The following is a 13,149-nucleotide window of genomic DNA, read 5'->3' on the forward strand; positions in this document are numbered from 1 at the left end:
CGGTCAGCGGAGAGTGACCACGACTTTGCCGGTCGCCGTGCGGTTGTCCAGCGAGGCGATCGCCTCGGCGGCGCGCTCCAGCGGGTACAGCACCGGCTTCGGCGCCGCGATCTTGCCCGCGGCCAGCAGCGGCGCCACCTCGTCCCACTGCTCGGTCAGGTAGCCGGGGTGGGTCATGACCCATTCGCCCCAGGCCGCGCCGATCACCTCGACGTTCTTCAACAGCAGCCGGTTCACCTTCACGGTCGGGATCTCGCCCGCGGTGAAGCCGACCACCAGCAGGCGGCCGGCGGACGCGAGGGAACGGATGCTGTCGGTGAACCGATCGCCGCCGACCGGGTCCAGCACGATGTCCACACCGCGGCCACCGGTCAGTTCCTTCACCGCCGCGAGCCAGCCGTCGGCCAGCACCACGTCGGTCGCGCCATTGGCGCGGGCCACCTCGGCCTTCGCCTCGGTGCTGACCACCGCGATCACCCGGCCCGCGCCGAGCGCGCCCGCCATCCGCAGCGTCGAGGTGCCGATGCCGCCGGCGGCGCCGTGCACGAGCACCGTCTCGCCCTCGGCCAGCCTGCCGCGCTTGCGCAGGCAGAACTGCACGGTCAGATCGTTGAACAGGATGCCGGCGCCTGCCTCGAGGGAGACGTTGTCCGGCAGTTTGAACACCATCTGCGTCGGCGCGACTGCCACTTCTGCCATGGCATTGCCGAGCAGCGTCAGCGCGACCACCCGGTCGCCCGCCGCGACGTGGGCGTCGGCCGGCGCCTCCCGCACGATGCCTGCCACCTCGCCGCCGACGACGAACGGCAGTTCCGGCTTCATCTGGTAGAGCCCGCGGGTCATCAGCACGTCCGGGAACGCGACACCGGCCGCGTGCACGTCGATCACCACGCCCCCGGGGTATCCCTTGGGTTCCGGGAGATCGACGATCTCGACCGACTCCGGTCCCTCCAGCTTGCTGACCTGGGCTGCGCGCATCTGCCGACCTCTCTGTCGTGGCGCCGGCCTTTCTCCACGCCGGCGCCGCCGTGATCAACGTAACCCGCATCGAATCGGCGTGCGCACCCTGTCTACGTTTGCGCGCACTGCCAGACCGGTCCGACGCCCCTGTTCGGCTGCCCTCGTTTTGCTATGCTGACCGCGACCTATGGTCGGGCGTGAAGGGGGACTCATGGTCGAGCGAAATCAACCGGCGTCGACAAGTGTGCAGGTAGATCCGGGCGCACTGCGATCGTTCGCGCAAACCCTCGGCACCGAGGCCGGGGAGGTGACCGGGCTGAACGCGGGGGGAGCGCTTACGGCCGCGGCGGGCGCGCTACCCGGCACCGAATTCGGCACCGCGGCAAACCAGGCCAACGATGTGGTCAACCGCTGCCTGCAGCGAATCGGCGGCCGGCTGACCACCATCGCCGACAATCTGCACAACGCCGCCGGGAAATACGAACTGGCCGAGGACGATTTCGCCGCGAAACTCCGCGCGATCGGATTGACCGCATGACCCTCAGCATTCCCGACGTGGAGAACTGGAAACCCGAACAGCTCACCGCCGCAGGCGAACAGGCCGGGACGATGTCGCAGGGCCTCGATACCGCCGTGGGCAAGGGTTCCACGCAGACGAAGTCGCTGGAAGACGGCAAGCAGTGGTCCGGAACGGCGGGCGCCGCCGCGAACGCGCGGATGGACACCGAGAAGACCCGCGCCTCCGCCGTGAGCGCCGCCCTGCTGGAACTGAAGACCGCCTTCACCGCCCAGACGCAGAACCTGGTCGAGGCGAAGAACAAGGTGATCCAGCTGCGCGACGACGCGATCAACCAGACGCCGCCGTTCGACGTGGAGCCCAACGGCAAGGTCAACGCCACCACCCGGATCGCGGCACTGCGGGAACACTCGGACAAGGCGAACGTGGAGGGACTCGTTTTCCAGGAGTCGCTGCTGGCCGCGTCGCGCACCTGGGAACTGACCAACGCGCTCAAGACCGCGGAAACCGTGGCCGGTCAAGCGAAGACGCAGGTGGACACGGCGGTCGGCAAGCTGGAGCAGGCGTTCACCGGGCTCGGTGACCCGAACGCGAACGTGGCGCCGCCGGCCAGCACGGTGCCGGCCGCCGTCAGTTCACCCGCCGCGGTGAACAACGGCAACGGCAGTCCGTCGTCGAGCAAGCCCAATTACGCGATGGGGAACCACTACAACTCCGGATCGGGCACCCCGTACAACAGCGGAAGTTACAGCGGTTCCGGCAGTCCCAGTTCGTCGGCGCCTACCGGGCCGATGCCGAGCGGGGATATGGCGAAATGGATCGCGGAGGCGAAACAGAAACTCATCGAAATGGGGTACGACCCCAAGGATATCGATGAGCGCGCCATCGCCATGATCATCGAGCACGAATCGGCGGGTAACCCGTATGCCGAAAATCAGTGGGACAGTAACTGGGTCGCCGGACATCCGTCGAAGGGGCTGATGCAGACGATCGACAGCACCTTCAACGCCTACAAGGCACCGGGTCACGATGACATCTGGAACCCGGTGGACAACATCATCGCGGGCGTTCGCTACTCGATCGATACGTACGGATCGGTCAACAATGTGCCCGGTGTGGTCGCGGTCAATTCCGGTGGCGCATACCAGGGTTACTAACGCTCACCACTTTCGTTGGCGAGCAACGCGTACTGCGCGGCCGCGCGCTGCTGGGTTTCCCACAGGCGGCTGCCGAGCACCAGGGCCGCGTATCGCCGGTAGGAAACGAAGCACCTGAACTGTGCCTCCTTCGGTGCGACATAGTCCTGCACACACGCCGCGCCGGGCACATCCGCCGGCGGATCCACCGCGCGCCTATCGACCGCATTGCCGAGTTCGGCGGACTCGGTGACGAATCGCGCCGCGGCAGCGTCATCCGCGGTCCGGAACCCGAACGCATTGGGCGTCACCGCGATCCGATCGACCCCAGCTTTCCGCAGGACCGGAAGGCGGCCCGATTGATCCTGCACGTAGTTCAGATAGCCGCGCAGGGTCAGGACCACCTCGCCCTGTCCATCCGGCGCGGGGACAACGCCTTTGTCCTGGATGATTCGGACCAGCAAGCCATCCGGGTCCTGACGCAGAGTGTTGAATTTGCCGATCGGTGTCGCGCTGAACTTGTCGAGTTCGGCGACCTCCGCGGCGAGATACTTCTGGGTCGCGTCGACCAGTCGATCGATATCCGCGGTCCGCGTTTCCGCCAGCACACTGATCACATAGTTTCCGTGCGGGGTCGTGCTGCCGAGCGTGGGAAAGGCCGGACGCCAGTGTGCGCGCGAGTCAGGGTATTTGGGCAGACCGACGGCGACATTCTCCGGGTTGAGGCCGAGGTCGACGGCGTCGAGTTCGGCCGCCGCCGCCTTCGCCGCTGCCGCGTCCGGGAATCGCGACACCGTCACGGTCAGGCCGTCCCGCTGACGAGGGCCGGCCGTGGGATCGGTGAGCGGCGGCACGTCCTCGGCCGAACCGGCGGAGAACCCGAGCACGAAACCGTGATTCAGCAGCACCGGTATCGCCGGCTCCGCGAGGTACTGCGCCACCGACTGAGCGTCGGTGTGTACCCGCGCCGACGCACCGACGGAGTACTTCGGCTCTACCTCGTGGGGACTCAGGACCGCATCGGCCAGGCGCGCGGCCTCCAATCGCGCGTAGCCGAGATCATCGAGGCGGCTCGCGATCTTGGGCGGCGTGGTCGGAAATTTGCCGGTGTCCAGCGCACGCACATCGATCTCGCTGGAAACGCTGGTTCCCTGTACTTCCGATGCGCAGCCGCCCGCTCCGACGGTGGCGAGGACGACGAAGAGTGCCGTGGCGACTCGTGGATTCCAGTTCATCAACTCACCTGTGGGAGGTTGTCCAGGACGTTCTGCAACACCTGCTGTGCTGCCAGACACCTGAATTCGGGATGTTCGGCGAGGGTGGGATTGTCGACCTGCACGGTCACCACTTCTGCATCGCCGCCGTCGATGCTCCGGTACTGGGCACGCCGCACGCAGGTCGGCGAGCCCAATTCCGCCTCGTCCAAGAAGACGAAATTGCCGCCGCCGAGATCGAACGGTATCGGCTTCTCGGTCGGCGCCAACGCCTTCGAGCGTTCGAGGGCGACGGTGACCGTGCCGGTCGAAATCCATTTGCAGGTGTGCAGCTGATCTGGAGCACCGCGAACCTGGTCGCCGATATTCAGCTTCACCACGACCGAATCGACCAGCGCGCACGGATCGTGCCGGGCCAGCGAGGTACGAATGTTCGGAAGTTGCGGTGGCCCTGCGGCTATCCGATGGGCGAGTTCGGTGGCCGCCTTATCCGCGACGTCGCACAGTTTGTCCGACTGCGCGCCCTTCACCCGTACCGCGATGCCGAATTGCGGATCGGTTCTCGCGGGGAACAAGGCCCGGCCACAGCTGTCTTTTCCGCTGGTCACATCCTCCAGTACCGGGACACCCGCGACCTTCTTACCGTTGTCCCGGTAGCCCTCGACGCGCTTGATATCGAAGTCGAACTGGTATCCGCCCGATTCGCCCGCGCAGGTGCCCCATTGCGCAGAACTCGGCGCCTTCGTCCACTCCCCCAGGGACGAGACCAGCGGCTCTTTCGCCGCGCCGCACAGATCGATCGACCGTAGCTTCGTGAGATTCAGTGCCGCAAGCGGATTCACCGCCGGCGCGGCCGGCTCCTCGTCGTCGCCGCCGAACAGCGCCGTGCCCGCGACCACGGCGACGATCAGGGCCACCACCGCCGACGCGCCGATCAGGGCACGCTTGCGCCGCCTGCGCAGCGAACTTTCCCGCTGGATCTCGACGAGTGCTTGCAGCCGCCGCTCGAAGGCGTCGACGCTGGGCGAGTCCGCGAAGCGTGCGGGTTCGGCGCCGATGATCTGCGTGGCGTCCGGGTCGGCGAGCAACGCCGACATCTGCGCCTCCTGTTCGCCGATCGCCTTGTGCACCTGAGCCGACCAGGGCCGGTGCTGCGGCGGCAGCGGGCCGAGGAAGTCGAGGAGCTGGGCGGGCGTCGGCCGGTCCTTCGGGTCCTTGCTCAGGCACGGCGACACCAATTCCCTTACCTCGGAGGGTAATCCGCTCAAATCGGGATCGGTGTGCACGATGTTGTAGAGGGTGTGCGGCAGCGACGACCCGGCGAACGGACTCGACCCGCCCGCCGCCATCGCGAGCACGGCACCGAGGGAGAACATGTCGCTGGCCGGGGTGAGCGGCAGCGATTGCGCCTGTTCCGGGGACATGAACGCGGGCGAACCGATGATCGAGCCGGTGTGGGTGAGCTCGGAGCGGCCCTCGACCGCGCGCGCGATCCCGAAATCGATCACCCGCGGGCCGTCCTCGGCCAGAATCACGTTGGCGGGCTTGAGATCCCGGTGGATCAGTCCGACGCCGTGAATGGCCTGCAGCGCCGACGCGAGTCCGATCGCCAGCTTGTGCAATTCGTCCTGGGTGAGCGGGCCGTACTCCTTGACCGCCCTGTCCAGCGGTACACCAGGCACGAAAACAGAAGCGAGCCAGGGATTTTCCGATTCGACGTCGAAGTCGACCACGGCGGCGGTGAAGGCGCCCGAGACCTGCGCGGAGGTCCGCACCTCGCGGCGGAACCGGGGCAGGAAGTCCTCCTCGGTCACCAGGTGCTGGTGCACCTGTTTGATCGCGACCAGGCGGCCATCCGGGCCGACGCCGAGCAGGACGCGGCCCATACCACCGGAGCCGAGCTCGCCCAGCAGCCGGTATCTGCCGATCTGCTTGGGCTCGACGGGGTCGAGGGGAGTCACCATCACAGGCTCCTCAGTCGAGCCACGACACCGCCGAGGACTGATTCGGTAGCGGCGCAGGCTGCCTCGGCAGCGCCGGGGGCGGTCGGTCGCGCGGTCACGGCGATCTGTTCTCCTCGATCTTCGATGGTCGGCCGCACCAAATGGTAGGTCGCACACGTGCCGTCGGAATCTATACGGCGGGCAGCGGGTAAGTCACCCAGTGGGCCGCTGTTTACCAGGAACCTGGTGTATTTCGGGTCCAGATCGACGCGTTTGCCCTCGGCGGTGTGCACCGTGACAACAAAGGGCACACCCGCCCATGTGCAGGTGTGCGCGTCGATCGGCGCAGCGGGTACGGCCGCGCCCACCCGCGAGTCGAGCACATTCCGATCCGGGGACTCACACGGAATCAACCGCACCACAGACTGTTTCGGCGGGTTCACGCTCGGCGCATTCGTGACGAGCCTGGTAACGATGGCGGTCAAGGCGTCGGTGGCCGGCGTGCAGGTGTCCCCGTCCGCGTCGCTGATCCGCACTTCGACGCCGAGTGCCGGTTGATCGCGGACCGCGACGGCCCGCCCGCACGATCGCGGGCCGGCCGTGGTGTCCAGCATCGATCGACCCGCGACCCGCTCGCCGAGTGGCTTTCCGGCGACCGCGGTCCCGACCGCCACGGTCAGCTGCGCCTGCCGTCCGTCGGTGGCGACGAATTTCGTGCCACACACCGACGAGTCCGCCAGCTCCGGTTTGACCGGCTGGCCCACTTTCCCGACGACATCATTGCCGAGCAACGCGCAGGTGTCGGTGAGCCGCAACTGTTCGTCGGTCAGTTCCAGCGTGCGGTTCGCCAGCGGGTCGGCGGGCGGGTCGCCGCGGCCGAGCAGAAAGGCGGTGATCGAACCGGCCACCACCAGCAGCGGAACCACCACTGCGGCAACCCATCTCACGGTATGCCGAGGCGATTCATCCGGCACCGCGCCGCCGGCCTCCACCCAGCGCTCGGCCTCCGCCCGATCCCGGGCAACCTGCTGACGGATTTCCGTCGGCCACCCGGAGCGGCCGCTGATCGACACCACCGAGTCGATCAACTGCCTCGGGTCCGGACGACGCGCGGGATCCTTGTCCAGGCAGGCATCCACGAGGGGTCGCAGCGGCGCGGGCACGCGACTCGTGTCCGCGTGGTTGTGCACAACGTTGTACAAGGTCTGCGGCGCCGACGCGCCCAGGAACGGGCTCTCCCCGGTCGCCGCCATGACCAGCATCGCGCCGACCGAGAAGACGTCACTGGCCGCGCCGAGTTCGTGCCCGGACGCCTGCTCCGGTGACATGAAGGCCGGCGAACCCACGAGTGTTCCGGTGCTGGTGATCTGCGGGTCGGCTTCCAGCGCACGGGCGATGCCGAAATCGATGACGCGCGGACCATCCTGCGCGAGAAGAACATTCGACGGTTTCAGGTCCCGGTGGATCATGCCCGCCCGATGGATTTCCACGAGCGCGGAACCGAGACCCGCGGTCAGCAGGCGCAATCCGCCGAGCGGCAGCGGACCGTACTGATCGACGGCGGCACGCAGCGACGGCCCGGGGACGAAAACCGAGGCCAGCCAAGGCTCTCCGGCTTCCGGATCGGCATCCATCACCGCCGCGGTGTAGGCGCCGGTAACGCGTTGGGAGGCTTGCACTTCCAGCCGGAAGCGGGCCCGGAACTCCGGATTCCGCGCCAGGTGACGGTGAATCATCTTGACCGCCACCAGACGTCCGTCGGGCGAACGTCCGAGCAGCACCCGCCCCATCGCACCCTGACCGATGAGCGCGATCAACTGGTGCCGGCCGGCCGCGCGCGGGTCGTGTCGGCCGAGCGGCTTCACCCGTGTTCCTCCCCTGTCATGCCTGTTCCGGGGATCGTACCGGGGTACATGTGACACGTCTTGACGGTGACCGGAATCCGGTGCGGCGGTCAGGCGAAGGTTTGGTTGCGCGCGGCCAGGGCGGCGCGGAGTTTGGTGACGGCGATCGGGCCCACCCCGTGCAACGCGGCGAGATCGCGCTCGGTCCAAGAGGTGAGGTCGTCGAGGTCGCGGATGCCTGCCGCGGCCAAGGCCCGTTCAGCGGGTTTGCCGAGTTTGCCAGGCAGATCCGAATCGGTCATGGCGTCCATGATGCCTGGTAGCGGCGTTGTTCGCGGACATACCGGCGGCTACCTACGCACTCGGCGCGATGGTGTGACGTACGACCCGTAAAGTCGTCTCATAACAGCACCACACGAAGAACGCGGCACACCGTGCAGCGCGAGGAGCACCAGTGTCACTCGATCAGCCACTCGCCCCGCTTCCCCAGGAGGGCATGGGCTTTGCTTCGGCGTGGCCCATCCGGGCTGGCGATGTGGACCCCTACGACCGGCTGCGTTTCGATGCCATCGCCCGCTACCTGCAGGACATCGCCTGGGAGAACCTGCACAAGACGTTCCTGAACCGGACCGATCCGAACTGGATCGTGCGGCGCACGGTGATCGACGTGATCCGGCCGATCCTGTGGCCGGACGAGGTGCAGTTGCTGCGCTGGTGCTCGGCGATGTCGACCCGCTGGACGAATATGCGAGTGCGGGTGACCAGCTCGAACGGCGGGTTGATCGAGACCGAGGGGTTCTGGATCAACATCAGCGAGTCGACCGGGATGCCCGCGCGGATCAGCGACGAGGGCCTGGCCTACCTGGCGCAGACCACGCAGGAGCATCGCCTGCGCTGGCGCCCGTACCTGACCGACACCTCGCCGTCCGAGTCGGACACGGACATGCCGTTTCCGGTGCGCGCGACCGACATCGACCAGTACAACCACGTCAACAACGCCTGTTACTGGCAGGCGGTGGAACAGTTCATGGTCGACTACCCGAAGCTGCTCGCCGGTCCGCATCGCGCGGTCATCGAGTACGTCGCGCCGGTGCTCGCGCGCCAGCACGTGACCGTCCGCAGCCGGTTCGAGCCGGGTGATCGCACGGGACGGCCGGTGCTTCGACTGTGGTTCGTGGTCGGCGGGACGACCACCACCGTCGTCCGCATCATGCCGCTGCCGCCCGAATAGGCAACGGTCGGCCGGAACCTCGCAGATCCGGCCGACCGGCTCGGTCAGCCGCGGGCGGCCTTCAGCAGGTCCTCCCGCGTGGTGAACTTGACCCGCGGCCGCCCCGCGGACTTGCCCGCGGCCTTCTCGGCCTGGTCGATCGCCCGCCAGCCGTCCCGATCCACCAGATCGCCCTGCCGCTCGCCGAGCAACGCCTTCAGCGCCGCGCGATTCGCCTCGGGCGCACCGAGTTTGCCGCTGGTGAAGTCCGCGATCAGGTTCTCCACCGTTTCCTCGGCGTCGGTCCGGTTCGAGCCGATGACGCCGCGCGGGCCGCGCTTGATCCAGCCGCTGGCGTACACGCCGGGCAGCGGGGTGCCGTCGGTGCCGAGCACCCGGCCGTGCTCGTTCGGCAGGACGCCGCGCCGCTCGTCGAACGGGAGGTCGGCGACGGCCGCGCCGCGGTAACCGATGGAACGCAGCACCAGCGCGGCCTCGATCCGCTCGGTGCGCTCGGTCGCCCGGGCCACCAATTGGCCGTTGTCCTCGAACAATTCGTTGTGCGCGAACTCGATCGCCTCGACGTGCTCGGTGCCGGTGAGCGCGGTCGGCGAGGCCAGGTAGCGGAAGACGATCCGCTTGTGGCTCGGGTCGCGCGGCGCGCCGGCGTATTCCTCGGCCAGGGTGTACTTGAGCTTCAGCGACGGTTCGATGTCCGGGTCGTCGAGCAGCGCCTGGCTGGCGTGATCGAGCGCGAGGTCGGACTCGTCGACGACGACGTCGATGCCGTCGAGGTGGGCCAGTGCCAGGAATTCCGACGACGTGTACGCCGCCTGCAGCGGACCGCGGCGGCCGAGCACGACCACCTCGCGAATATTGCTGCGCCGCAGGGCGTCCAGCGCGTGGTCGGCGATGTCGGTCTTGGCCAGCTCGTCCGGGTCGACGGTCAGCACGCGGGCGACGTCCAACGCGACGTTGCCGTTGCCGACGATCACCGCCCGCTCGCCGGACAGGTCGAACTGCCGGTCCGCGAAGTCGGGGTGGCCGTTGTACCAGGCGACGAACTCGGTGGCCGAGTGGCTGCCCGGCAGATCCTCGCCCGGCACGTCGAGGCGGCGGTCGGTCGACGCGCCGACCGCGTAGATCACCGCGTGGTGGTGCTTCAGCAGCTCCTCGTGCGAGATGTGCGTGCCTACCTCGACATTCAGGTAGTACTGCAGGGTCTCACGCCGGAACGCGGACTCGAACAGGCTCGACACCGTTTTCGTGCCGGGATGATCGGGAGCCACGCCCGCCCGGACCAGACCCCACGGGGTCGGCACCCGGTCGAACATCTCGATCTCCACGTCGGCCCGGCGGAGCAGCTCGTCGGCGGCGTAGCAGGCCGCCGGCCCGGCTCCGACGATCGCGACCCGCAGGGTGCCGAGTTCCTTCGGCGGCCGGGGCGGGGTGATGATCGGGTCGAAGTTCGACTCGAGCGGATGCCGTTCGAAATAGGCGGCATTGATCTCGCGGTATCTGGCCAGCGATGCGGTCAGGTCGTCTTCGGAGAAGATCGCCTCGACCGGGCACGCATCGACGCACGCACCGCAGTCGATACAGGTGTCGGGGTCGATGTAGAGCATCTCGGTCGTCGCGAACTCCGGTTGATCCGGGGTCGGACGGATGCAATCGACAGGGCACTCGGAAACGCAGCTGGCGTCGTTGCAACAACGCTGCGTGATTACGTAGGCCATATTGTGCAGATCCTCGAAGATGTACGTGGGCTGTAGGCCACCCGGTGGGCAGAGGTGGACAAAAACGGCACGCCGCGGAACCACCGCGATGTGACGCCGCTTTCAGTTTGCCTCGAGTGTGTTCGAGGCCATGCGACCGGAGGCCTTACGGTATCTCCATGGTGCGGACTCTGATCCTCATGCGGCACGGCAAGTCGGCCTATCCCGACGGTGTCGGTGACCACGAACGACCGCTCGCGCCGCGCGGACAACGCGAGGCCGGGCTGGCCGGCGCGTGGCTGCGCGAGACGCAACCGCCGATCGACGCGGTGCGCTGCTCCACCGCGACGCGCACCCGGGAAACCCTCGCCGCCACCGGGATCGACGCGCCGGTGGTCTACGAGGCGGGCATCTACGAGGCGTCCCCGCAGAGCCTGATCGAGCTGGTCCAGCTCAGCGACGACGACGTCGCGACCCTGCTGGTGATCGGGCACGCGCCCGGAATGCCGTGGACGGCATGGGAATTGGCGAGCAATCGAAGTTCGGCGCCCGCCATCGAGCTCAGTCGCAAGTTCCCCACCTCGGCGCTGGCCGTACTCGAATTCGACCGGCCGTGGGCACAGGTCGATCCGGGAACCGGAGAGCTGGTGCGTTTCCACATCCCCCGCTGAAGGCGCGCTCAGCGCAGCAACTTGCCGCCGACCACCACGACCGCGCCGAGCACGACCAGCAGCACGAACGCGGCGAACCCGCCGAGCAGCCACCACACGACGGCGAGTGCGAGTACCACCGGCGCCACCGCGATGGCGGTGATCACCGGGCTTTCCTTGACCGTTGCCAGAGCCGAGCGGGCCCTGATCCGGTTGACGTCCTTACCAGGCATGTCCCCAGGGTAGGCCGGAACCCAGGACTTTGTCGGTGACCGGTGAGATGCTCGGGCGATGGATTGGAAAATCGAGCTCATCGCGATTCCCGTCACCGACGTGGATCGCGCGAAAGACTTCTACACCAAGATCGGATTCAACGCCGACCACGATCACCGGGTGAATGAGAACCTGCGTTTCGTCCAGCTCACGCCGCCGGGGTCGGCGTGCTCGATCTGCATCGGGGAGGGCATCACCGAAGCCGCGCCGGGGAGCGTGCGCGGGATGCAGATTGTGGTCTCCAGCGCTGAGGAGGCCTATCAGCAATTGGTCGCCGCCGGTGTCGACGCGAAGCCGGTGGAAACGCTGAGCTGGGGCAACTTCACCTACTTCGCCGATCCCGACGGGAACCAGTGGGCGGTACAGGAATTGCCGAAGAAGGAGTGAGGGCGGACGTTCGACCCGACGCGACTCTACGATTCCGCGGGAACTAGCATTGCCGGGCTCGAGCGCGACGCAATCAGTCCAACTCGTTCAACTGGCTCAATTGGATTGTCAGCGGGCACGGCGAGGTGGTCTTGAACTCGTCGGTCACCTCGCCATCATCGACGTAACCGAGTTCCTCGGTCAGCCGGAACGCCGCCAGGCTGAGCGGCGGATTCAGATCGATGATCCAGTAGTGCGGTATTCCGGCGTCGGCGTACTCGCTGTGCTTCATGACGTAGTCCGTTCGCCGTGAGCCCGGCGAGACAATCTCGACGACAAGATGGGTTGCGGACGCTCGAAGGATTCCACCTTCGGAATGGACACGTTTGCGTTCACTTCGTTCGACCACAACAAGATCTGGCCGACGGACTGTGGCGGGCCCGTCCTCAGGAACCAACTGCAAATTGAGGTCGACATCCTGCACGGCGACCAAGTCAGCGGGCAGCTGAGGTTTCACCTGGGCATACAGATCACCGCTGGCAATGTTGTGGTCCGGCGTCGGCGACGGCGTAATGGTGAGTACCCCCTCTTGCAGCTCCCTACGGCAACGCTCGTCGTCTTCCCCGAGCGCCATGTAGTCGGCAATCGTCAGCAGCTGCCCTGGTTCCGGAAGTGCCGTCACCCTCGCTCCTCAGCTCGTCCCACCCCTGGTCAGCTCCCAGTGTCCCACGCAAGATACAGAGTCAGCCGGAGGCCGACCATGGTTTTTACGTACATTGGAGTTGCTTGGAGTGGACTCCAGGTGGGTAGCGTCGTCGGTGTTCTACGGGAAGGTGAGTGTCGTGGGTGAAGCCGCGTTGAATCAGCGGGGTGCGGAGTGGGAGCAGCCTCGATATTCGATCGGCGAGGTGGCCGAGCGGTCGGGGCTGAGCCGGGACACGTTGCGCTGGTATGAGCGGATCGGGCTGATGGATTACATCGGGCGCGATCACGCGGGAAAGCGGCGGTTCAGCAATCGCGACCTGGAGTGGCTCGCGCTGATCGGGCGGTTGCGAACCACGGGGATGTCGGTGGCCGACATGGTCCGCTACGCCGAGCTGGTGCGCGAAGGGGAATCGACGTTCCCCGAGCGGCTGGAGATGTTCCGCAAAACCCGCGCCGAGGTGCTCGCCAAAATCGACGAACTGCGACAGACCGTGGCCGTTTTGGACTACAAGATCGACATCTACGAGGGCAAGGCACAGCTGGCCCGGCCCGCCACGATCACCGTGCGGGACAGCGAAGAGATCAAGGTTTAGCAAGCACCACAACAGATCAGGAG

The 13,149-nt window shown here is 67.0% G+C and carries 14 protein-coding genes; 6 read left to right on the forward strand and 8 right to left on the reverse strand.

The window, feature by feature from the left end; all coding sequences use genetic code 11:
* Positions 1-3: 3 nt before the first annotated feature.
* The gene (locus tag ACFYO1_RS20415; protein WP_387233091.1) at positions 4-978 is read right to left on the reverse strand and encodes an NADPH:quinone oxidoreductase family protein; all 975 of its coding nucleotides are present in this window, start codon (positions 976-978) and stop codon (positions 4-6) included.
* 193 nt (positions 979-1,171) lie between these two features.
* Between ACFYO1_RS20415 and ACFYO1_RS20420 the strand changes: the two genes are divergently transcribed.
* Both ACFYO1_RS20420 and ACFYO1_RS20425 read left to right on the forward strand, forming a co-directional pair.
* The gene (locus ACFYO1_RS20420) at positions 1,172-1,498 is read left to right on the forward strand and encodes a type VII secretion target (protein WP_387233093.1); all 327 of its coding nucleotides are present in this window, start codon (positions 1,172-1,174) and stop codon (positions 1,496-1,498) included.
* The gene (locus tag ACFYO1_RS20425) at positions 1,495-2,634 is read left to right on the forward strand and encodes a transglycosylase SLT domain-containing protein (protein ID WP_387233096.1); all 1,140 of its coding nucleotides are present in this window, start codon (positions 1,495-1,497) and stop codon (positions 2,632-2,634) included. The genes ACFYO1_RS20420 and ACFYO1_RS20425 overlap by 4 nt, the downstream gene beginning before the upstream one ends.
* On the opposite strand, the gene ACFYO1_RS20430 is transcribed toward ACFYO1_RS20425, so the two are convergent.
* The 4 genes from ACFYO1_RS20430 to ACFYO1_RS20445 form a co-directional block, all read right to left on the reverse strand.
* Positions 2,631-3,848, reverse strand: coding sequence for a hypothetical protein (locus tag ACFYO1_RS20430; protein WP_387233099.1), 1,218 nt, complete (start codon positions 3,846-3,848; stop codon positions 2,631-2,633). The genes ACFYO1_RS20425 and ACFYO1_RS20430 overlap by 4 nt on opposite strands.
* Entirely contained in the window at positions 3,848-5,791 is a 1,944-nt protein-coding gene (locus ACFYO1_RS20435) for a serine/threonine-protein kinase (RefSeq protein WP_387233102.1), read from the reverse strand. The genes ACFYO1_RS20430 and ACFYO1_RS20435 overlap by 1 nt, the downstream gene beginning before the upstream one ends.
* Positions 5,791-7,635 carry a serine/threonine-protein kinase gene (locus ACFYO1_RS20440; protein WP_387233105.1) on the reverse strand — a complete coding sequence of 615 codons (1,845 nt, stop codon included), beginning with the start codon at positions 7,633-7,635 and terminating at the stop codon, positions 5,791-5,793. Before ACFYO1_RS20440 ends, ACFYO1_RS20435 begins: the two co-directional genes overlap by 1 nt.
* Before the next feature lie 89 nt (positions 7,636-7,724).
* Positions 7,725-7,916 carry a hypothetical protein gene (locus ACFYO1_RS20445; protein ID WP_387233109.1) on the reverse strand — a complete coding sequence of 64 codons (192 nt, stop codon included), beginning with the start codon at positions 7,914-7,916 and terminating at the stop codon, positions 7,725-7,727.
* Between the two features lie 152 nt (positions 7,917-8,068).
* On the opposite strand from ACFYO1_RS20445, the gene ACFYO1_RS20450 reads away from it, so the two are divergent.
* Entirely contained in the window at positions 8,069-8,845 is a 777-nt protein-coding gene (locus ACFYO1_RS20450; RefSeq protein ID WP_387233112.1) for an acyl-[acyl-carrier-protein] thioesterase, read from the forward strand.
* 44 nt (positions 8,846-8,889) lie between these two features.
* Here ACFYO1_RS20450 and ACFYO1_RS20455 read toward each other — a convergent pair whose 3' ends face one another.
* Entirely contained in the window at positions 8,890-10,560 is a 1,671-nt protein-coding gene (locus ACFYO1_RS20455; RefSeq protein WP_387233115.1) for an FAD-dependent oxidoreductase, read from the reverse strand.
* Positions 10,561-10,718: 158 nt separating this feature from the next.
* On the opposite strand from ACFYO1_RS20455, the gene ACFYO1_RS20460 reads away from it, so the two are divergent.
* Positions 10,719-11,210 carry a SixA phosphatase family protein gene (locus ACFYO1_RS20460; protein ID WP_387233119.1) on the forward strand — a complete coding sequence of 164 codons (492 nt, stop codon included), beginning with the start codon at positions 10,719-10,721 and terminating at the stop codon, positions 11,208-11,210.
* 8 nt (positions 11,211-11,218) lie between these two features.
* On the opposite strand, the gene ACFYO1_RS20465 is transcribed toward ACFYO1_RS20460, so the two are convergent.
* The gene (locus tag ACFYO1_RS20465) at positions 11,219-11,422 is read right to left on the reverse strand and encodes a hypothetical protein (RefSeq protein ID WP_150399729.1); all 204 of its coding nucleotides are present in this window, start codon (positions 11,420-11,422) and stop codon (positions 11,219-11,221) included.
* A 58-nt stretch (positions 11,423-11,480) separates the two neighbouring features.
* Here ACFYO1_RS20465 and ACFYO1_RS20470 point away from each other — a divergent pair, with 58 nt between their 5' ends.
* Positions 11,481-11,849 (forward strand): glyoxalase superfamily protein, encoded by a 369-nt coding sequence (locus tag ACFYO1_RS20470; RefSeq protein ID WP_387233122.1) that lies wholly within the window; start codon positions 11,481-11,483, stop codon positions 11,847-11,849.
* Between the two features lie 73 nt (positions 11,850-11,922).
* Here the strand turns inward: ACFYO1_RS20470 and ACFYO1_RS20475 are convergent, their stop codons facing one another.
* Positions 11,923-12,510 carry a Uma2 family endonuclease gene (locus ACFYO1_RS20475; protein ID WP_387233125.1) on the reverse strand — a complete coding sequence of 196 codons (588 nt, stop codon included), beginning with the start codon at positions 12,508-12,510 and terminating at the stop codon, positions 11,923-11,925.
* Positions 12,511-12,670: 160 nt separating this feature from the next.
* On the opposite strand from ACFYO1_RS20475, the gene ACFYO1_RS20480 reads away from it, so the two are divergent.
* The gene (locus ACFYO1_RS20480; protein ID WP_387233128.1) at positions 12,671-13,126 is read left to right on the forward strand and encodes a MerR family transcriptional regulator; all 456 of its coding nucleotides are present in this window, start codon (positions 12,671-12,673) and stop codon (positions 13,124-13,126) included.
* Positions 13,127-13,149 lie beyond the last annotated feature (23 nt).

It is taken from the genome of Nocardia sp. NPDC006044 (assembly GCF_042871115.1).
Lineage (GTDB): Bacteria > Actinomycetota > Actinomycetes > Mycobacteriales > Mycobacteriaceae > Nocardia.

Bases quoted from the DNA above. Each gene is read 5' to 3' on its own strand.
- ACFYO1_RS20435 (WP_387233102.1), bottom strand. From the start codon at position 5,791: ATGGTGACTCCCCTCGACCCCGTCGAGCCCAAGCAGATCGGCAGATAC.
- ACFYO1_RS20460 (WP_387233119.1), top strand. From the start codon at position 10,719: ATGGTGCGGACTCTGATCCTCATGCGGCACGGCAAGTCGGCCTATCCC.
- ACFYO1_RS20415 (WP_387233091.1), bottom strand. From the start codon at position 978: ATGCGCGCAGCCCAGGTCAGCAAGCTGGAGGGACCGGAGTCGGTCGAG.
- ACFYO1_RS20470 (WP_387233122.1), top strand. From the start codon at position 11,481: ATGGATTGGAAAATCGAGCTCATCGCGATTCCCGTCACCGACGTGGAT.
- ACFYO1_RS20425 (WP_387233096.1), top strand. From the start codon at position 1,495: ATGACCCTCAGCATTCCCGACGTGGAGAACTGGAAACCCGAACAGCTC.
- ACFYO1_RS20430 (WP_387233099.1), bottom strand. From the start codon at position 3,848: ATGAACTGGAATCCACGAGTCGCCACGGCACTCTTCGTCGTCCTCGCC.
- ACFYO1_RS20465 (WP_150399729.1), bottom strand. From the start codon at position 11,422: ATGCCTGGTAAGGACGTCAACCGGATCAGGGCCCGCTCGGCTCTGGCA.
- ACFYO1_RS20455 (WP_387233115.1), bottom strand. From the start codon at position 10,560: ATGGCCTACGTAATCACGCAGCGTTGTTGCAACGACGCCAGCTGCGTT.
- ACFYO1_RS20420 (WP_387233093.1), top strand. From the start codon at position 1,172: ATGGTCGAGCGAAATCAACCGGCGTCGACAAGTGTGCAGGTAGATCCG.
- ACFYO1_RS20445 (WP_387233109.1), bottom strand. From the start codon at position 7,916: ATGACCGATTCGGATCTGCCTGGCAAACTCGGCAAACCCGCTGAACGG.